Annotated in this window: 17 protein-coding genes; 13 read left to right on the forward strand and 4 right to left on the reverse strand. The window is 50.4% G+C overall.

Annotated features, from left to right (window positions below):
* On the forward strand, positions 1-194 hold a 194-nt coding region (locus ACO0LH_RS27835; protein ID WP_422944413.1), incomplete at its 5' end, for a hypothetical protein.
* 223 nt (positions 195-417) lie between these two features.
* Here ACO0LH_RS27835 and ACO0LH_RS27840 read toward each other — a convergent pair.
* The gene (locus ACO0LH_RS27840) at positions 418-957 is read right to left on the reverse strand and encodes an acyloxyacyl hydrolase (protein WP_422944414.1); all 540 of its coding nucleotides are present in this window, start codon (positions 955-957) and stop codon (positions 418-420) included.
* A gap of 141 nt (positions 958-1098) precedes the next feature.
* Between ACO0LH_RS27840 and ACO0LH_RS27845 the strand changes: the two genes are divergently transcribed.
* The 3 genes from ACO0LH_RS27845 to ACO0LH_RS27855 all read left to right on the forward strand — a co-directional run bounded on the left by ACO0LH_RS27845 (position 1099) and on the right by ACO0LH_RS27855 (position 6356).
* Entirely contained in the window at positions 1099-2016 is a 918-nt protein-coding gene (locus ACO0LH_RS27845; RefSeq protein WP_422944415.1) for an NAD(P)-dependent oxidoreductase, read from the forward strand.
* Positions 2017-2238: 222 nt separating this feature from the next.
* Positions 2239-4326, forward strand: a complete 2088-nt coding sequence (locus ACO0LH_RS27850; protein ID WP_422944416.1) for a molybdopterin-containing oxidoreductase family protein — start codon at positions 2239-2241, stop codon at positions 4324-4326.
* A 353-nt stretch (positions 4327-4679) separates the two neighbouring features.
* Entirely contained in the window at positions 4680-6356 is a 1677-nt protein-coding gene (locus tag ACO0LH_RS27855) for a long-chain fatty acid--CoA ligase (RefSeq protein WP_422944417.1), read from the forward strand.
* Positions 6357-6467: 111 nt separating this feature from the next.
* Here ACO0LH_RS27855 and ACO0LH_RS27860 read toward each other — a convergent pair whose 3' ends face one another.
* Both ACO0LH_RS27860 and ACO0LH_RS27865 read right to left on the reverse strand, forming a co-directional pair.
* On the reverse strand, positions 6468-8054 hold the full coding sequence (locus ACO0LH_RS27860) for an alkaline phosphatase D family protein (protein WP_422944418.1): 1587 nt from the start codon (positions 8052-8054) through the stop codon (positions 6468-6470).
* A gap of 7 nt (positions 8055-8061) precedes the next feature.
* Complete coding sequence (locus ACO0LH_RS27865) at positions 8062-8481, reverse strand: acyl-CoA thioesterase (protein ID WP_422944419.1); 420 nt, start codon at positions 8479-8481, stop codon at positions 8062-8064.
* 283 nt (positions 8482-8764) lie between these two features.
* On the opposite strand from ACO0LH_RS27865, the gene ACO0LH_RS27870 reads away from it, so the two are divergent.
* Positions 8765-10348, forward strand: a complete 1584-nt coding sequence (locus ACO0LH_RS27870) for a glycosyltransferase (RefSeq protein ID WP_422944420.1) — start codon at positions 8765-8767, stop codon at positions 10346-10348.
* Here ACO0LH_RS27870 and ACO0LH_RS27875 read toward each other — a convergent pair.
* Positions 10323-11009 (reverse strand): hypothetical protein, encoded by a 687-nt coding sequence (locus ACO0LH_RS27875; protein WP_422944421.1) that lies wholly within the window; start codon positions 11007-11009, stop codon positions 10323-10325. The genes ACO0LH_RS27870 and ACO0LH_RS27875 overlap by 26 nt on opposite strands.
* 321 nt (positions 11010-11330) lie before the next feature.
* On the opposite strand from ACO0LH_RS27875, the gene ACO0LH_RS27880 reads away from it, so the two are divergent.
* The 8 genes from ACO0LH_RS27880 to ACO0LH_RS27915 all read left to right on the forward strand — a co-directional run bounded on the left by ACO0LH_RS27880 (position 11331) and on the right by ACO0LH_RS27915 (position 20506).
* Positions 11331-13220, forward strand: coding sequence for an ABCB family ABC transporter ATP-binding protein/permease (locus ACO0LH_RS27880; RefSeq protein WP_422944422.1), 1890 nt, complete (start codon positions 11331-11333; stop codon positions 13218-13220).
* A complete protein-coding gene (locus tag ACO0LH_RS27885; protein ID WP_422944423.1) occupies positions 13221-14183 on the forward strand; it encodes a LysR family transcriptional regulator in 963 nt (320 codons plus the stop codon).
* Between the two features lie 250 nt (positions 14184-14433).
* On the forward strand, positions 14434-15720 hold the full coding sequence (locus ACO0LH_RS27890) for a Glu/Leu/Phe/Val family dehydrogenase (protein WP_422944424.1): 1287 nt from the start codon (positions 14434-14436) through the stop codon (positions 15718-15720).
* 326 nt (positions 15721-16046) lie between these two features.
* A complete protein-coding gene (locus ACO0LH_RS27895; protein WP_422944425.1) occupies positions 16047-16943 on the forward strand; it encodes an amino acid ABC transporter substrate-binding protein in 897 nt (298 codons plus the stop codon).
* Between the two features lie 157 nt (positions 16944-17100).
* Entirely contained in the window at positions 17101-18048 is a 948-nt protein-coding gene (locus ACO0LH_RS27900; RefSeq protein ID WP_422944426.1) for a transporter substrate-binding domain-containing protein, read from the forward strand.
* 266 nt (positions 18049-18314) lie between these two features.
* On the forward strand, positions 18315-19067 hold the full coding sequence (locus ACO0LH_RS27905; RefSeq protein WP_422944427.1) for an amino acid ABC transporter permease: 753 nt from the start codon (positions 18315-18317) through the stop codon (positions 19065-19067).
* A 2-nt stretch (positions 19068-19069) separates the two neighbouring features.
* Positions 19070-19762 (forward strand): amino acid ABC transporter permease, encoded by a 693-nt coding sequence (locus ACO0LH_RS27910; protein WP_422944428.1) that lies wholly within the window; start codon positions 19070-19072, stop codon positions 19760-19762.
* Between the two features lie 18 nt (positions 19763-19780).
* Positions 19781-20506 (forward strand): amino acid ABC transporter ATP-binding protein, encoded by a 726-nt coding sequence (locus tag ACO0LH_RS27915; RefSeq protein ID WP_422944429.1) that lies wholly within the window; start codon positions 19781-19783, stop codon positions 20504-20506.
* The last annotated feature ends 392 nt before the right edge of the window (positions 20507-20898 follow it).

The following is a 20898-nucleotide window of genomic DNA, read 5'->3' on the forward strand; positions in this document are numbered from 1 at the left end:
CGGGGGTTTTGCTTTTGTGCGAACAGAAAATCCACGCGCCAATCAACATCAACATCCACTTCTACGCTCGCATTGGCTATTTCTTCTCTGCACTGCAGCGACTACGGGCGGATGGCTCTCTATCACCAAGACGGGCTTACAGTCAAAGCGATTTCCTCTTCCCCTTTGCATTCCCATGCGTCTGTTCAAACTGAAGCTTTAGCATCGTCGCTCCTGTGCAGGCAGGCGCATAGTGGCGTTCGTTGAGAAACGATGGGTTTGTTGAGAAAACAAAATCTCTGCTTTTACTCTGTGACTCTGTGGTGCGCGGTCTTGCCGGTTTGACGATGCGGCAGGCAATAAAAAAGGAGCATCAGCTCCTTTTTATTTCAAACATTTCTGAATGATTTTTACGACATCAGCACGCAAAACCCTATCTTAAAATGCGTACCCAGCCTTCAGCACAGCAAAATTTACACCTGGATTTGGATGTTTGATACCACCATTTGAATAATGCTGAATTTTGAAGCTCAGATCCCAGCCATCCTTGGTGACATAGCCGACACCGATATGGTCGCCGAACTGGAAGTTGGTGGAAAAATGACGGCTATTGTTGTCATAAATCTCTGACAGCATATGAAAGCCGATAGCAGCTTCGCCGTACAAACCCTTCTTGCTATCATTCTGAAAGCGAAATACTGGTGTTGCACCAAGATCGGTGAGATTTTGTGTGCCGCCATTGCTCTGAAAATTAGCGCCGCGCCATTGTGCGACCGTAAAGTCCCAATAGCCGCCGAGATGGGTGCCATTGGATGCAAACCATTGATCGTCCCAGTTAGATTGCAAGCCCAAACGCAGCATTTTTGTTTTATTGCCAGTTGCAAATTCAAGCGAGCCTGAATCGATAGCGAGTGCAGAGGAACTGGCGCAGATTGCGGTGACAGCGATGGCAATTAAAGAGGGGAGACGCAGGCGCATAAAATTCACTTTCAGGTATTAATGAGGTTGGACGGTGACCAAGAACCGCTATTGTAGCAATCTCTGGCAAATCGCATACTCTTAAGACGAAGGGTTTACAATTTACCCAGGATAAATCGAGAATATTGAAAGGGCAACATCTTGGTAACCAGCGCACAACCCCGCATCGCTTTCCTGGGCATGGGCCTGATGGGCAAACCTATGGCCCAACGTATTCTTGCTGCCGGCTATGCAGTCACCGTCTGGAACCGCACACGGGAGAAAGCCCAGGCATTAGCGCAGGACGGTGCACTGGTCGCCAGCACGGCGCAAGATGCCATACAGAAAACGGATGCAGAGATCATTATTACCATGCTGGAAGATGGCGATGTCGTCATGCAAGTCATACAAACGATATTGCCAGTGTTAAAGCCAGGTAGCATCGTGATCGATATGAGTTCAATACAGCAGGCACAGGCACAAGGCTTGCACAATTTATTGCAGGCGCATCAGGTGGATTTCATTGATGCACCAGTTTCGGGTGGCGTCATCGGGGCGCAGGCGGGTACGCTTGCTATCATGGCGGGAGCAAATACTACCGTGTATCAGCAGGTGGAAGCGGTATTGGCTACAATGGGGAAACCCTTGCGCGTTGGTGAACCGGGTACCGGGCAACTGGCCAAACTCTGTAACCAGCTGATAGTTGGCGGCACGATTAATATCGTTGCAGAAGCCTTGTTGCTGGCGCAAGCAGGCGGTGCTGACCCTATTGCGGTGAGGCAGGCTTTGCGTGGGGGATTTGCTGAAAGCCGGATACTGGAAGTGCATGGTCAACGCATGCTGGACCGCACTTTCATGCCGGGTGGACAAGTGAAAAGTCAGGCCAAAGATATGGAAAATATCCTAATCGCAGCAACGGCAGCTGGCGTGACATTGCCGCTTACCAGCCTGGTGACGGATGTTTACCGCAGCTTATTGATCAGCCATCCGCATGCCGATCATTCGGCTGCCTTGCTGGCACTGGAACAAAAAAATCCGGGCAAGCGCCTGGGTGAAGGGCAAGATATCTTGCCAGCTTGAGAGCAACAAAGAAAATGATGGAAGCAGATCAGTCACAGCATAAAAATCCGCTGTTTTGTATCCCATGATGCGACCAATGCTGGCCTATGATGAGACAGGTGTCGTATAGACAGAAGCGCAGCAGATAGAAAATTATGTACATGGATACTGTTGTGAATATCGATACAAGCCTGGAATTGGCACGACGCAGCAGCAAATTTGAATTGAACCGGATTATAAAAAATGAACAGCACTATTGTCAGAGCCGTATGCCCGCATGATTGTCCTGATACCTGCGCCCTGCATGTCACAGTAGAAAATGGCGTGGCCACTGCCGTCAAGGGCGACCCTGAACATCCGACTACCGCTGGCGTATTGTGCACCAAGGTATCGCGCTATACGGAACGTACTTATCATCCTGATCGTTTGCTGTATCCGCAAAAGCGCACCGGTAAAAAAGGAGAAGGCAAATTCGAGCGCATCAGTTGGGAAGAAGCTATTGCCATCATCGCCAGCAAATTAAAGCCGATCGCTGCGGAAGACCCGTTGGCGATTTTGCCCTATAGCTATGCAGGTACGATGGGCCTGGTGCAAGGTGAAAGCATGGCGCAAAGGTTTTTTCACAAGATAGGCGCTTCTTTTCTTGACCGCACGATTTGTGCGACAGCTGGCGGTACCGGTTATAAATATACGCTCGGTACGCGCATGGGCACCGACACGGAACAGACTAACAATGCCAAATTGATTTTGATCTGGGGCGGTAATCCGATTGCATCCAACCTGCATTTCTGGACACGTGTACAGGCGGCCAAACGCAGTGGGGCGAAGCTGATTGCGATTGACCCTTATCGTTCACTGACAGCAGAAAAATGTCATCAACATATCGCCCTGTTGCCGGGCACAGATTCCGCACTGGCGCTGGGCATGATGCATGTGCTGATTAAAGAAGACTTGCTGGATCATGCCTATATCGAAGCGCATACCTTGGGTTTTAGCCAGTTATGCGAGCGTGTGGCTGAATGGACGCCAGAACGCGTTGCCACTGTTTGCGGTATTACAGCAGAAGAAGTTGTGCAACTGGCGCGTGATTATGGCGAGTGCGGCAAGCGCGGTGAAGCCAGCATGATACGCATGAACTACGGCCTGCAGAGAGTGCATGGTGGCGGCATGGCCGTACGCAATATCGCCTGCCTGCCAGCATTGACCGGTGCCTGGCGCCACGCTGCTGGCGGGACACAGTTATCACTGTCTGATGCCTTCCCTAAAAACACCGCGGCCCTGCACAGGCTGGACCTGTTCCCAGCCGGCAAGCCGCGTCGCACCATCAACATGAGCACTATCGGTGATGATTTATTGCGCGCCTCATCGACAGAATTCGGCCCGATGGTAGAGGCCGTGATTGTCTATAACTCCAACCCCGTCGCCGTGGCGCCCGAGTCGGGCAAAGTCGCTCAGGCATTTGGACGTGAGGACTTGTTTACGGTCGTGCTCGAGCATTTCCAGACTGACACCGCCGACTATGCCGACATCTTGTTGCCAGCCACTACGCAACTTGAACATATCGATATCCACAGTACTTACGGCCATCTATACATGATGGCAAATAACGCGGCAATTGCCCCCATGGGTGAAGCCAAACCAAACACGGAAATTTTCCGCCTGATTGCCAGAGCCATGGGTTTTGACGAACCCTGTTTTAGCGAAAGCGATGATGATATTGCGGCCCAGGCATTTAATAAAAATCATGCGCATGCCGTGCATTTCGACTGGTCTTCGCTGAAGAAAGCGGGCTGGGCCAAATTGAAAGTGGCAGATGCACCGTTTGCCAATGGCGGCTTTGGTACGCCTTCAGGCAAATGTGAATTTTACAGTGCCAGCATGCTGCGTGACGGCTTTGACCCCTTGCCTTCTTATATCCCGCCTTATGAATCGCAGGCAGACAATCCCGAACTGGCAAAACGTTATCCGCTGGCGATGATTTCGCCCCCTGCGCGTAATTTTTTGAATTCTACCTTCGTCAATGTACAAAGCCTGCGTGATACCGAAGGCCAACCACATCTCGACATCCATCCTCAAGATGCAGCCGCACGTGCCATCAGCCAGGGTGACAAACTGCGCATCTTTAATGACCGTGGCAGTTTTGAAGCCGTAGCGCGCGTGACTGACAAGGCCAGGCAGGGTCTGGTGGTGGGCTTGTCAATCTGGTGGAAGAAACTGGCCAGTGACCATAAAAATGCCAATGAAGTTACCAGCCAGCGCCTGACCGATATGGGCGGCGGCCCTACCTTTTACGATCTGTTGGTGCAGGTGGAAAAATGCCATGAAGCCTGATCAGACATTGACTTGTTGGCTGGATTGAAGCCAGCCAGCAGGATCAATGCGAGTTGCCATAAATTTTCATTTTTACCTTGTTATTCCTCAAAAAACTGCCCATTCCCTTTTTAAAAGGTTGGTGCGGTGCGACATATTCCTAGAGTATGTTTTCAGGTAACGCGTAAATCGCTTGCCTTGACCGTGCTTAGCCGATAGCATCAAGTAGTGTCAGGGTGACTATCCCTGCCGCTGCCTGTTTGCGACCCCAATGCCAGCCGATCTTAGCCAGAATGATAGCCAGCCAGCGCGCAAGGCAGTGCAGCATCAAGACCACACAAATACAACAACAATCATCTGAGACGAGGAATAGTATGGACAAGATTTGGCTGAAATCCTACCCGGCAGGCGTACCCGCTGAAATTGATATAAACCAATATCAATCCCTGGTGCAGATGCTGGAAGAAGCATTTCAAAAATTCGCAGCACGTGATGCCTATGCCTGCATGGGCAAACACATGACCTATGGTGAACTCGATACTTTATCGCGGAAAGTGGGCGCATGGCTGCAAAGCAAAGGTCTCAAAAAAGGCGCACGGGTCGCCATCATGATGCCAAATGTCTTGCAATATCCTGTCGTCATGGCCGCAGTCTTGCGTGCCGGCTATACGGTCGTGAATGTCAATCCGCTCTATACGCCGCGTGAACTCGAACATCAGTTGAAAGATTCCGGTGCAGAAGCCATTTTCATCCTGGAAAACTTTGCCGTCACGCTAGAGCATGTACTCAGCAAAACCAATGTAAAACATATCGTGGTGGCCAGTATGGGCGATATGCTTGGTGGCCTGAAAGGCATGATCGTTAATTTCGTCGTGCGTCATGTCAAGAAAATGGTGCCAGCTTTTTCATTGCCAGGTGCCGTACGCTTCAACAGTATGATGTCAGCAGCCGACGGTTTGACATTGCAAGCTGTGGCGACCACGCATGACGATATCGCCTTTTTGCAATACACCGGCGGCACCACCGGCGTATCGAAGGGTGCGATTTTGTCGCACAAGAACGTGGTTGCCAATATGTTGCAGAATGATGCCTGGCTGTCACCAAGCATGGCAGGCCATAGCGATGAACAAAAGGTAATTGTCTGTGCCTTGCCGCTGTATCACATCTTCGCGCTGACTGTATGCAGCCTGCTGGGAACACGCATAGGTGCAATGAATTTGCTGATTCCCAATCCGCGTGATATCCCTGGCTTTATAAAAGAGCTGCGCAATTACAAGGTCAATATTTTCCCGGCCGTGAATACCCTGTATAACGGCTTGCTGAATAATCCGCAATTCGCCACACTGGATTTTTCTGGTTATGAAATTTGCAGTGGCGGTGGTATGGCCGTGCAAAAAGCGGTTGCTGACAAGTGGCTGAAGATTACCGGTTGTGCCATCGCCGAAGGATATGGCCTGTCCGAAACTTCTCCTGTCGCTACTGCCAATCCGGCTGATACCAAAGAATTTTCTGGCACCATAGGCATGCCTATTCCGTCGACAGAAGTGGCCATACTCGATGATGACGGCAACCCGGTCCCGTTGGGTGAACGTGGCGAAATCGCCATTCGTGGCCCGCAAGTCATGGTCGGTTACTGGAACCGCTCTGAAGAAACAGCCAAGGTCATGACGGCGGACGGTTTCTTTAAAACCGGTGATATTGGCATCATGGATGAACGTGGTTACACCAAGATCGTTGATCGCAAGAAGGACATGATACTGGTGTCCGGCTTCAACGTTTACCCAAATGAAATCGAAGAAGTCATCGTCATGCATCCGGGTGTGCTGGAATGTGCATGTATCGGTGTGCCAGATGCAAATTCTGGTGAAGCCGTGAAATTGTTTGTGGTGCGTAAAGACCCTTCACTGACGGTTGATCAGTTAATGGATTATTGCAAAGAACAATTCACTGCGTATAAAAAGCCGAAGTACATAGAATTCCGTACTGATCTGCCAAAGACCAATGTCGGCAAGATATTGCGTCGCGAATTGCGGGATGAAAAAAAGGCTTAAGTCAGTCTTCTATCATCCGGCGTTTAGTAAGTAGCGTCTGGAAATTTTTAAAATGGAAGGCATCTTGCCTTCCATTTTTACATCCCGTGTACACCTGTATTACTGTGTTAATCAGGCAGTGACCACACCCACCCTGCCATCTTCCACCACAAAACTGTTCAAGGTGGAGATGCCCGAGTCAGCCCTGTTCACATCGTCGAGCGCCAGAAAATGCGTGAGCATGCGGGTATGCGAAATATCGAGCAACATGAAACCGCGTTTATCGCTGCGGCCATATTTGATATGCGGATTTTGTGCGACGAATTGATCAGTGCGTTCTTGCGGACGCGAACTGGATGTGACCGACGTGCCGCAAAACTCTGTCGCCAGCAAGGGATTGGCAAGCGAAGATTTAGTGTAAAAATCCCGCTTCAGGTTTGCTGCGTAAAAAGTATGCACGTCACCTGAGATCACCACCGGATTGGCTGGCTTGTGTTTTTGCAGATCATCAAACAGGCGTTGGCGCGCCAGTGGATAGCCATCCCAGCCGTCAGTCCAGAACTTGCCATCCCCTTCCTGCGCAACAGCCGTCTGGCTGGACTGCGCCATAAGAGTTTGTTGCGTCAGAATATTCCATTTTGCAGTGGAACTGGCAAAGCCGCGCGCCAGCCATTTTTCCTGCTCCGTTCCCAGCAGGGTACGGTTGGGGTCTAGGCGTTCGCTACATTCTGCATTGGTGACTGAATTCGAGCCACCACGGCCAGGTTTGGCGCAGACCTGGTGCGAGCGGTATTGACGGTCATCCAGCACATGCAGGCGCGCCATGCGACCCCAGTCATAACGCTCATAGATGCGCATATTGGTGAAGCGGTCCGCTTCATTCACTGTTGCATGCAGACGTACTGGCATATGCTCATAGAAAGCCTGATACGCAGCAGCGCGACGTAACAGGAAATTCGGGTCCAGCCTTTCGTCCCTGTCGTTACCATAATCGTTGCAGACTTCATGATCGTCCCAGGTGACTATCCACGGCGCGACATGATGGGCGGCCTGCAAATGCGGGTCGGTCTTGTATTGCGCATAGCGATTACGGTAGTCTGCCAGTGTAAAACTTTCGATGTCACGTTTGCGTGGTTTCAGTGGGTGACGCAAATCATATGGCCCCCATTCATAAATATAATCACCCAAAAAAGCCACCACATCCGGGTTGGCTGCTGCGATATGCCGGTGTGCGGCATATTCACCAAATTCCCAGTGCTGGCAGGAGGCGACGGCCAGCCGCAAATTGGCGACCATGGCGTCCTGGGCAGGTGCGGTACGGGTGCGTCCAACTGCACTGACGGCATCGCCCAGCATGAAGCGGTACCAGTACCAGCGGTCAGGCTGCAAACCGGTGACGTCAACGTGTACGCTGTGTGCCAGCTCAGGCAGGGCATAGGCCTCACCTTTGAAGCTGATACGGTGGAAGCTTTCGTCTTCCGCTATTTCCCAGCGTACCTTATAGGCCACTGGTGGCAAGGCCAGTGCGTTCAAGGGCTCTGGCAGCAGGCGTGTCCACAGTACGACACTGTCATGCCGTGGTGAGCCTGATGCCACGCCCAGGGTAAATGGATAGGCGCTGGATTTTTCAGCGGCATAACCGGGAAAAGCTTGGGCAAGTGATGCAAAGGTAGCAAATTGCAGAGAATGCTGTAAAAAAAGGCGGCGGGATAACTTCATACTCAACTCAAGCAGCGCTCTCTATATCTTCCAGCGGAGGGATCTGGCGTGGTTTGCGGTCGTCACCAGTGGCAACATAGGTCAGTGTTGCTTCGGTCACTTTCACGGTACTGGCTTGCAGGCGATTACGTTCGGCATACACTTCTACCGACACTGTGATGGAGGTATTGCCAACCTTGACCACTTCTGCATAAAACGACAGCAGGTCGCCGACAAATACTGGTTGCTTGAACAAAAAAGAGTTGACCGCAATCGTAGCGACACGGCCATTGGCACGGCGCGCTGCTGGTATGGCACCCGCAATATCGACCTGTGACATGATCCAGCCACCAAAAACATCGCCATGGACATTGGCATCAGATGGCATGGGCATGACCCTTAAGGTCGGCATGTGCGTAGGAAGGCCAGTTTTTGACAGTTCAGACATGATATTTTCTTTGCTTGCTAAGATTTTGAATGGATTTTGATAGAGGAAAGGCGCAGATATGCTTTGCTTCAGATCTTAAACCATTTTTAAGCCTGCGGGCATACACCTGGTCGTTTCGGGCTGGTCTGTATCTATTTTTAACCCAAACTGACACTTGCCATACTGGCAGCTATTTCAGAAATCAATCAAAACTGTGACAATGTCAGCAAATGTCTCGTTGTTAATATCGCTTGGTCATATCGAGCCGTTAATCATGCAAACCAGTTAAGGTAAAGACCCGTAGATGATGGAAACCAGACAGCACGACCTGCTCTTGCTAGATGACGTGGTGCAGCGCACGGTGGTCAACCCCACCGCCAGTCATGGCTGGCATCAGATGATAGACATCTTGCGGCGAAAATCTACGCCGGCACTGGCACAGCAACTGGAGCAATTTCTGTTGCTTAATATCGCCAGCGATGGTCTCCCAGGTTTTTACCGCGCCAGTTTTCTTGATATGTTGACCGGTAAACCAGAATATTTGCAGCAGGCCGGGCAAATCGTGCTGGGCCTGCAGCCTTTTGATCCGGACCGTGTCATCACTTTCTTGCAAAACAGCTGGCAGAGAGTCTTGCTTGACGCATCTGGCAGGCAGGTTTTCCAGCAACGTTTGATGGCGATCGGCTTACCAAAAATCGCTCATGCGATCAGCCTGTGGAGTCAGCAAAACCTGTTGCAAACAACGGCCTTGCATGTCAGAAAAATCAGTCAGATCAAACGGCTTGCTCTGATTGCGCCTGCTCTGATCAACATCAAGCACCCACCCACCCTGATGGCTTTGCAGCAGGCCGAATGCCTGCGCCGCTGCGGTTATGAAGTTGTACTGTATTCTGCGCAAGAAATGCTGGGGCCGGATTTTCAGCATTATCTGGGCAGCAATGCTTACGAAAGCAATCCGCAGTTCAGTACAGCCGGTTGGGAGCGCTACCTGGGTGTGGGTGGTCAACTGATGACTGGTGACAGCCGTTTTTCACTGACCCAGCGCTTTAAAAGCCTGTTGAACCATATGGCCGGTTTTGATCCTGATCTGGTGATGTCAGTCGGCCTGTATTCTGGCCTGGCGGCGACTGTCCATCCCCTGCGCCCGATTCTTAGCCTGGGTATCAATTCACTATCGCCTATGGTACCTGCCGACGTATGGTTGACTGCGCAACGGGAATTTGACCAGTTCATTGCTTCACCATGGGATAGCGTATTTCCCCTCAGTCAGGGCCATTACCATCCATACAGGCTGGTACCACCAGTCATGACGAAAAAACATTCTCGCACGGATCTGGGCTGGCCTGATGATGGCGTAGTAATGATTACCTTGCTCAGCGACAGTAACGCACGCATCAAGGGTGAATGGGCTGCTCATATGGTGGATGTACTGACCAGAAACCCGCAACTGAGCTGGATCATTGTTGGCGGTAATGGTGACATGCCGGCAGCTTTGCACGGAGTTACGCAAGGGCAGGTAAAAACCATTCCCTTTTGTATTGATGCGGTTAACTATTTGCCGGTCTGTGATATCTATGTCAATCCACCCATGATGGGCGGTGGCTTTGCCGTGGCAGAAGCGATGGCGCTTGGCTTGCCGGTGCTCAGTTTTTCGGGTTCTGATGGCGGCGATAAACTTGGTACTGCCGCATTGGCCAGTACAGATGCGTATTTTGCCAGACTCGATGCATGGATCTGCAATCGCACGCTACGCCAGCAGGCGGGGCAAGCCATGCAGCAACACTTTGTGTCCGTGCTTGATCTTGCACAATCGTCACCCAGCCTGCAAGCCGCATGTGAACTGGCGGTACAGCGTTTTCATCTCAGGGCGGCAGCATCGATTTCTTGAATCTTGCAGGTGCGCCCAGCATCAGTGCGCCAGCTTCGACATCGCCAGTCACGACGGCACCGGCACCGATGAAGGCATGATCACCTATCACCAGTCTTTCCAGCAGGGTAGCGCCAATGGCGATGGTGACGCTATGCCCTATGTGCGACAAGCCACCGATATTGCTGCCCGGCTGTACGCGTGAAAAAGCACCGATATGCGTATCGTGGCCAAAGGTGACGCCGCGATTGATGAATACATGCTGTGCCAGCACCGCACCGGGGCCGATCACGCTGTTTGCACCAACGAAAACTCCTTCAGCAATACTTGCCATAGGCGACACATAAGCGCGTGGATGGATGAGGCGGCAATAACTCAAATCGAATTTCTCCCGCAAGGCTGTGGCCATCACCGCGCGCGTAGGTGTCGTCGGCCCCAGTACATACTGTTCATTTGGCGCAGGTTGGAAATCATCAAAGGCCACGACTTCCGGCCTGATGCCCTGGGTACGCCAGATCGCCATGCGTGCCGCCAGGCTCAGGTCACGCTCACCTGTGGCTTCCGCCTGATGGGTGACTATTTTGCTGACGGACAGGCCATTGGCCAGCGCACAATCAACGATGTCTGACAAAATATTACTCGTGCCGAAGATGACTAACTGTTTTGTCTCGTGGTCTGCCATGGATGTATTTGATTAAATGTAATGGTTCCCAGCAAATGATGCGATAGTGTTGCGTTGCGAGCATGCCGGTACAGAATCCAGATATGGTACGCAGGTGTACTATGGAGTTACCGGATTGGTGATGGACAAGCACATTCATCGATTCACAAGGATAATGCTGAAATTGTACTTCAGCCTTGAGTGAATTGTCTTGTGCATTGAGCAAGAAAATCTGGCTATGCCGTTAGCCCTGCTTTGTATCTGTGTTTTTATATCTGTATTACTGATCCGGCTTTAATTTATTGATTCACCCCTTTCTATCTCATTTTCAAGAAATTTTTCATGTCACGCAGAGAAACCAATCGAACCTCACCCATAGCCGCGGCTGCCAATGGTGCAGAATCAAAACGCGGCGATTGGTCTACCGTCAAAACCTTGCTGCCTTATCTGTGGGCTTATAAATGGCGCGTCAGCCTGGCATTGAGTTTTCTGGTCGCTGCCAAACTGGCCAGCGTTGGCGTGCCACTGGTGTTGAAGCAATTGGTAGACGCCATGACCATCACGCTCAGCCATCCGGCCGCCATGATGGTCTTGCCGATGGGAATATTGGTCGCCTATGGTGTTCTGCGTCTGTCAACTACGCTGTTTACGGAATTACGCGAATTTGTTTTTGCCAAAGTCACGCAAAGGGCGGTGCGCACCATTGCCTTGCAGGTGTTCCGTCATCTGCATGCCTTGTCGCTACGCTTTCATCTGAACCGGCAAACCGGTGGGGTCACGCGTGACATAGAACGTGGTACCCGTGCGGTATCTGCGCTGGTCTCGTATGCCTTGTTCAGCATTTTTCCGACATTGCTGGAAATCAGCTTCGTATTGATTTACCTGATTACGCATTACGACATCTGGTTCAGTGTCATTACCGGTGTGGCCTTGCTGACCTATATCGTCTTCACCATCACCGTCACTGAATGGCGCACGCATTTCCGCCGCACGATGAATGAGCTCGATTCCAAGGCACATACCAAGGCCATTGACTCATTGCTCAATTATGAAACGGTGAAGTATTTCGGCAACGAAGAATATGAAGCCCATCGGTATGACCAGGGCCTTAAAAGTTTTGAAACCGCCGCCGTCAAATCTCAAAGCAGTCTGTTCCTGTTGAACACCGGGCAGTCGCTGATTATTGCCACCGCCGTTACCCTGATTCTGTGGCGTGCCACCCAGGGTGTCATTGATGGAAAAATGAGCCTGGGTGACCTGGTGTTGGTGAATGCCTTCATGATACAACTGTATGTGCCCCTGAATTTTCTGGGTGTGCTGTATCGCGAAATCAAGCAAAGCCTGGCCGATATGGAAAGGCTGTTTTCCCTGCTTGATCAAAACCGCGAAATTGCAGATGCCGCTGATGCACATCCCTTGCGCATCAATCATAAAGAAGGCGGCGAAATCCGTTTCGATCATGTTGATTTCAGCTATGAAACCAATCGACAGATTTTGTTTGACGTGGATTTTTCCATTCCTGCTGGCACCACCACGGCCGTGGTCGGGCATAGCGGTTCTGGCAAGTCGACATTGTCGCGTTTGCTGTTCCGTTTTTATGATATCCAGTCCGGCAAGATCAGCATAGAAGGACAGGACTTACGGCTGGTCACGCAGTCGTCTGTACGTGCGGCCATTGGTATCGTGCCGCAAGACACAGTCTTGTTCAATGACACCATAGAATACAATATCGCCTATGGTAATCCTGATGCAGGCAAGGATGAAATCGTTGCTGTTGCCAAGGCTGCCTATATCCACGAATTTATCACGTCTTTGCCGGATGGTTATGACACCATGGTCGGTGAGCGTGGCCTGAAATTGTCGGGTGGTGAAAAGCAGCGTGTGGCAATTGCGCGTACCTTGCTCAAGAACCCGTCGATACTGATTTTTGATGAAGCGACATCGGCGCTGGATTCACGTTCCGAACAGATGATACAGGCGCAATTGAAAGAAATCGCCCGTGGCCGCACCAGCCTGGTGATCGCTCACCGTCTGTCCACTATTGTGGATGCGCATCAGATTCTGGTGATGGATCAAGGGCGTATCGTCGAGCGCGGCACCCATCAGGCTTTGCTGGAACAGCAGGGCGCTTATGCACAGATGTGGGAGCGTCAGCAAAATTCACAGGCCGATCAGGCAGATGAAGAAATCCGCGATATGGATGAAAGTATGCGGGGACTGGCAGGAGCATAAATGGAAACCAAATGGCTGGAAGATTTCGTCTCACTGGCAGAAACCAATAGCTTCAGCCGTTCTGCTGAATTACGCCATGTGACACAACCGGCTTTTTCGCGCCGCATACAATCCCTGGAGGCCTGGCTGGGTAGTGATCTGATAGACCGCACGTCTTATCCCACGCGCCTCACGCATGCCGGTGAAGTTTTTTATGAACAGGCGATTGCCATGCTGGGGCAAATCAATAATGCCCGCGCCTTGTTGCGAGGCAAGCGCACTGCTACCCAGACCACGGTCGATTTTGCCGTGCCGCATACGCTCTCACTGACCTATGTGCCACGCTGGCTGACCAGCCTGGAAGCCGCATTCGGTGAAATCAACAGCCGCCTGCTGGCCCTGAATGTCCACGATGCGGTCATGACCCTGGTCGAAGGGGGCTGTGATCTTTTGTTGTGCTATCACCACCCGCGCCAACCCTTGCTGCTCGACAGCAGCCAGTATGACATGATCAGCATGGGCACCGAGGCGCTGCGCGCGTATACACGCTGTGACCGCCATGCCGTGCCGGAATTTGTTTTGCCTGGTACGGTGCAAGCGCCGTTGCCATTTCTGGCCTATGCCAATAATGCCTATCTGGGGCGCATGGTAGATCTGATCCTCAACGATACGCGGCAGCCATTGCATTTCGAGAAATGCTATGAAACCGATATGGCAGAAGGCTTGAAAATGATGGCGCTGGAAGGCCGTGGCGTGGCCTTCTTGCCGGAATCTGCGGTGACCCGTGAAGTCAAGCAAAAGCAGTTGGCGCGTGCCGACGATGGCAGCGGCGCATGGGAAGTGAATATGGAGATTCGTCTCTATCGCGAGCGGCCTTCGCTGCAAAGGCCGGGCAAGATGATTGTCTCGCGCTTGTGGGATTATCTTCAGCAACTACAGGCGGCAGAAAAACAAAGTGGCAAACGGGTCGCCAAAGCCAAATGAGCAGGTCATATCCAGTGCATCAAAAGACGTGTCTGCGATGATTTGAAAATGGCAATGTGACAATGCCAAATCACCATACCATGCTGTCACTTTGATGATTATGCATTTCATGCATAGATACATGCAAACAAAGCATTGGCTGATTTTAGAGTGAAAAGACTACTATGCGTCTGCTTTCAGCGCGGGTTGATTGTCAGCCTGGCTGAAATACAGATTGCATACCAGTTCAACCACTTCAAGAGGCCATACGATGTCCACCCCGCACCAGATACCGTCTTATCTTACCCCGACTGAGACCGGTCCTTGGTCAGTTTACCTTGAGCAAATTGATCGCGTTACTCCTTACCTCGGGCACCTGTCCCGCTGGGTAGAAACCCTGAAACGCCCGAAACGTATCCTGATCGTTGACGTCCCCATTGAGCGTGACGACGGTTCGATCTCTCATTTCGAAGGCTATCGTGTTCAACACAATACATCCCGTGGCCCAGGTAAAGGCGGCGTGCGTTTCCACCAGGACGTGACCCTTTCCGAAGTCATGGCGCTGTCTGCCTGGATGACGATCAAGAACTCTGCAGTGAACGTCCCTTACGGTGGTGCCAAGGGTGGTATCCGTGTAGATCCAAAAACATTGTCGCGTGGCGAACTGATGCGCATGACGCGTCGTTACACATCTGAAATTGGCATCATCATCGGCCCGGACAAAGATATCCCCGCACCAGACGTCAACACCAATGAACAAACCATGGCCTGGATGATGGATACTTATTCCATGAACGAAGGCCGCACGGCAACCGGTGTGGTGACTGGCAAGCCTATCTCCCTTGGCGGCAGCCTGGGTCGTCGTGAAGCCACTGGCCGTGGCGTATTCGTAGTGGGCAGTGAAGCGGCAGCCAAGCGTGGTTTGAATATCGCCGGCGCAAAAATTGCAGTACAGGGTTTTGGTAATGTCGGCGGTATCGCTGCACGCCTGTTCGTCGAAGCGGGTGCCAAGGTCGTGGCTGTACAAGATCACGGTGGCACGATTTTCCATTCAAATGGTCTGGATGTTAACAAACTGCTTGACCATGTCGCAGCCAAAGGCAGCGTCGCCGGTTTCGAAGGAATCGAAGCCGTATTGCCAAATGATGAATTCTGGTCAGTCAATTGTGACATCATGATCCCGGCAGCGCTGGAACAGCAGATCACGGTCAAAAATGCCGACAAGATTCGCGCCTCCATCATTCTTGAAGGTGCGAATGGCCCGACTACGCCGGAAGCCGATGATATCCTGCGCGACAAAGGCGTACTGGTCGTCCCCGACGTGATTGCCAATGCCGGCGGTGTGACAGTGTCCTACTTTGAATGGGTGCAGGATTTCTCCAGCTATTTCTGGAGTGAAGACGAAATCAATCTGCGCCTGACGCGTATTATGAAAGAAGCGTTTAATTCAGTCTGGCAGGTCACTGAAGACAAGAAAGTATCCTTGCGTACCGCTGCCTTCATTATTGGCTGTTCCAGGGTCTTGCAGGCGCGTGAGGTGCGTGGCCTGTATCCATAATCTGGAATTGTAAAAAGCTATCCGTCACCTATCATGATAGGTGACGGATATTGTCGCTTTAGTCAGGCAATACCAGTAGTACCACAGTTGAAGAAGAAGGCAGACAAGGCAATTTGTTGTGACTTAGTTCCTGTCATTTGCGCTTAATGTTGTAAAGCTATACTTTAAAACCCCAGCTGGAACAATTATTGCGTAAGATGGTCTGATGTTTTTGTAGTCAAATTTTTGAGGAAAATCTAAATAATATTTTGTTAAATGTGAATTTTTTTGTTGAATTTATTTGACCTTTGTCATTACCATCCTGATTTAGCCAAAAGGGGGATCATATGAAAGTTTCGAAATGGATAGTAAAGGCCAGCTTGCCATGCTTGCTGGGCTTGTGCTCCTCGCTTTCATTGGCTGCGGATACCCTGGCACGCATTAAAGAGACGCAAACGGTGACCATCGCGCATCGTGAAGCGTCTTTTCCATTTTCCTACTACGGAGATGACAAGAAGCCGGTCGGTTATTCCATGGATATTTGCCTGAAGCTGGTTGATGCGATCAAGCGTGAGCTTAAACTGCCCCAGTTGAATGTGAATTACCTGCTGGTCACCGGTAGTACGCGTATTCCCGCCATTGCCGACGGCAAGGCCGATATTGAATGTGGGTCTACCACCAATAATGCAGAGCGCCGTAAGCAGGTCGCCTTTACCATTCCCCATTTCTTTGCTGCTGCGCGCATGATCGTGCGTGCCGATTCCGGCATCAAGAACTGGACTGACCTCAAAGGCAAAAAGGTGGTGACCACCAAGGGCACGACCACCGTCAAGTTACTTAATGACCGTGACAAGGTCAGGGCACTGGATTTGAAGTTGCTGGAAGGTAGCGATCATAATGAATCTTTTAATATGGTCGAAAATCTGCAGGCTGATGCATTTACGGTAGACGATGTGTTGTTGTACGGATTACGGGCTAATGCCAAAGACCCGGCCAAATTTGTGGTGGTGGGCGACCCCCTGTCCACTGAGCCAATTGCGATGATGTTGCGCAAAGATGATGTCGCTTTCAAAGCCCTGATCGATAAAGAAATGGGGCGTTTGATGAATGACGGTGAAATTACCAAGCTTTACGAAAAATGGTTTCGCAAGCCTGTGCCCCCAAAAGGGGCGAATTTGAATATGCCCATGGGCTTCCTGTTACGGGACAGTATCCGTTTCCCAACAGACAAAGTCGCTGATTAAAAGATTCAAAATAGAACTAAACCAGCGATATCCGGGGCGAACCCCCTTTCACTAAGTAGTATTACGTATTAAGCCGGCTAAAAAAAACGGTTAGCAAGCTGAGGGTTTTGTTAAACTCAAAGCCATAAATTTTTTGATTTAACTTTCTGGAGATAGCATGAAATTGTCGAAATTATTGGTTGGTCTGGTTGGGGCAGGTTTGATCGCCGGTGCAGCACAGGCGCAAGACACAGGAACACTGAAAAAAATCAAGGAAACGGGCATTATTACGCTGGGTGTGCGTGATTCTTCCATTCCATTTTCCTACCTCGATGACAAACAGTCCTATCAAGGTTATTCCATCGATCTGTGCCTGAAGATCGTGACATCCATACAAAAGCAACTGGGTTTGACTGCACTCAATGTCAAGATGAACCCCGTGACATCGGCAACACGTATCCCGCTGATGGCCAACGGCACTATTGATCTGGAATGCGGTTCCACCACCAATAATGTAGAACGTCAAAAACAGGTGGCCTTTGCACCAACAACGTTTGTAACTGCAAACCGTATCCTTTCGAAAAAATCTTCCAATATCAAAACTCTGGCTGACCTGAAAGGCAAGTCCGTCGTGTCCACTTCCGGTACTTCCAACCTGAAGCAATTGACACAGCTGAATGCAGATCAAAACCTGGGCATCAATATTTTGCCAGCCAAAGATCATAGCGAAGCTTTCCTGATGGTGGAAACCGGCCGTGCAGTTGCTTTCGTCATGGACGATATTTTGCTGGCATCTCAGGCAGCCAATTCCAAGACACCAACTGACTATGAAATCAGCAAAGAAGCGCTGTCAGTTGAGCCATATGGCATCATGCTGCGTAAAGATGACGCGCCGTTCAAAAAAGCGGTAGATACAGCGATCAGCAATGTGCTGACTTCTGGCGACATCAACCGTATTTACCACAAGTGGTTCCTGCAACCGATTCCACCAAAAGGTATCGCTTTGAACTGGCCTATGTCTGAACAACTGAAGGCGGTGGTTGCCAAACCAACAGATTCCGGCGAACCATCTGCTTACGCAGCGGTACCGGAAGCGCAAAAAGCTGTACTGACCAAGAAAAAATAACAGCGCGCTGGTGAGAACCTGTTTACGATCCGTAGCGAGCGTGCGTCAGCGGGGTCAGGGCAACGTTAGCGCAGCGCAAAAAGCGAAATGTACTCTAAGGTACATGAGCATTTTGAGCGGCGCGTGATCCTCGATCATGCATGTGCAGTGAGATAGCAAACAGGTTCCAAGAAATAGATCGTCACAAAACGGGGGGTAACGCCTCCCGTTTTATTTTGCTACACGTTTGCAAAATTCAGTGATGCGCAAAGCTTTGGGGAGATAACATGAAATACAACTGGAATTGGAATATCTTTTGGGAGGCCGCGCCGGATGGCGGGGGCACCTATATGGATTCACTGATCCATGGCATGCTGTGGACTTTGGCAACAGCCGGCATAGCCTGGATAATCGCACTGGTATTGGGTGCAATTGTAGGAACCATACGTACTGCACCAAATAAATGGGCAGCAAGAATTGCTAACGGCTATGTGGAATTGTTCCGCAATATCCCACTGCTGGTACAAATGTTTCTCTGGTATTTTGTCATGCCAGAACTGGTGCCAACAGAAATGGGTAACTGGCTCAAATCGCTGCCAAATGCACCTTTCATTACCGCCGTATTAAGCCTCGGCTTCTTCACGTCGGCCCGCGTTGCAGTACAAGTATCAGCAGGTATCAATACCTTGCCGCGCGGTCAGCGCATGGCGGGTACGGCACTGGGTTTGACCCTGCCGCAAACTTACCGGTATGTGCTATTACCCATGGCCTTCCGTGTCATCATTCCTTCATTAACCAATGAAGTTGCAGCGATTATCAAAAACAGTTCTGTCGCCTTGACCATAGGCTTGATGGAATTGACGGCCAGCGCCCGCTCCATGCAGGAATTTTCATTTCAGGTATTTGAAGCTTTTTCCGCCGCTACGCTGATTTATCTGGCGGTTTCGGTCATTGCCATCTTGATCTCAAACTGGCTTGAAAGATTCACCGCTGTGCCGGGATTTATTACTACTGGCACTGCTAAAGCGGGAGGGGCCTGACTATGTTTTCAAATTTTGACTTTGACGTCATCCAGCGTTCCTGGGTGTATCTGTTCACTACCGGCATGACCTTCACCCTGAAGCTGACTCTGTTGGCGATGGTGGGCGGCACGATATTGGGAACCCTGCTGGCGATGATGCGCCTGTCGAGCAATAAGCTGATATCCGGCATTGCGACAACCTATGTCAATATCATGCGTTCGATTCCGCTGGTATTGGTTATTTTCTGGTTTTACTTCCTGGTGCCGTATTTGGGTGCGTGGATCATCGGCTCGAATGAACCGGTGCAGGTAGGTGCATTTTCTTCTTCACTGATTACCTTCGTGATGTTTGAAGCCGCCTATTACTGTGAAATCATGCGTTCAGGTATCCAGTCCATACCGCGTGGCCAGATCTGGGCGGGTTATGCGATAGGCATGAATTACTGGCAAACCATGGGTAATATCGTCTTGCCACAAGCCTTTCGCAATATGATCCCGGTGTTGCTGACACAAACCATTGTTCTGTTCCAGGACGTTTCTCTGGTATATGTGTTGTCGATTACCGATTTCGTTGGCGCTGCTTCCAAAGTCGCGCAACGTGATGGTCGCCTGGTAGAAATGTATTCCTTCGTTGCTGTCGTCTATTTCTTTATGTGCTTTGGCTTGTCCAGCCTGGTAAAGAAATTACAGCAAAAAGTAGCGATCATTCGCTAAGTATTATTGGAGATAAACATGATCAAATTAAATAATGTCAGCAAATGGTATGGTCAGTTTCAAGTACTGACAGATTGCACTACCGAGGTATCCAAAGGTGAAGTCGTGGTGGTATGCGGTCCTTCCGGTTCTGGTAAATCAACGCTCATCAAAACCGTCAATGGTCTGGAACCTTTCCAGAAAGGTGACATCACTGTTGAAGGTATTTCTGTCGGTGACCCTAAAACCAATCTGTCCAAACTGCGCGCACGCATAGGCATGGTATTTCAGAACTTCGAATTATTCCCTCATCTGTCTATCCGTCAGAATCTGACCATAGGCCAGGTCAAGGTACTGGGCCGTTCTGAAGAAGAAGCCACAGAACGTGGCCTCAAATACCTGGATCGCGTCGGTCTGATTGCGCAAAAAGATAAATTCCCTGGTCAACTCTCAGGCGGTCAGCAACAGCGCGTGGCGATTGCCCGCGCCTTGTCGATGGACCCGATCGCCATGCTGTTTGATGAGCCGACTTCTGCGCTGGATCCAGAAATGATCAATGAAGTGCTGGATGTGATGGTGGGCCTGGCACAAGAAGGCATGACCATGATGGTGGTAACGCACGAAATGGGTTTTGCCAAGAAAGTCGCGAACCGTATCGTGTTCATGGATAAAGGCGTGATCGTGGAAGATTGTCCAAAAGACGAATTCTTCACCAATGCCCGCTCAGATCGTGCACGTGACTTCCTGAATAAAATTATCCATTAAGCTTTACAAAATTGTTGGTCCCACAAAAAACAGCCCTGAATTGGATTCAGGGCTGTTTTTTTTATCTGTGAAGAGTTTGTAAAGTTTCGCCATGGCTAGTTGCTGAATTTATTTCTTTTTAGCAAATTACAAACTCCAAATTACAGGTTTGTGATTTGCGTCACAAGACGATTGTTTATCCCATGATAATCTCGCCTCGTTAAATTTCTACAAGCTTTTTTTGTAGAAAGTGCAATGTTTAGATTGATACAAAACCAATATATTGAGGACCCCAAATGGCCAACACAGCAGCTGACATCCAGAAGTTATACATCGCTTATTTCAACCGTCCAGCTGACCCGTTGGGTCTGGCCTATTGGGTAGCAAGCAATTCGTCTTTAAAAGACATCGCC

This window comes from Undibacterium sp. TJN19, from assembly GCF_049339485.1.
In the GTDB taxonomy this organism is placed as follows: Bacteria; Pseudomonadota; Gammaproteobacteria; order Burkholderiales; family Burkholderiaceae_D; genus Undibacterium.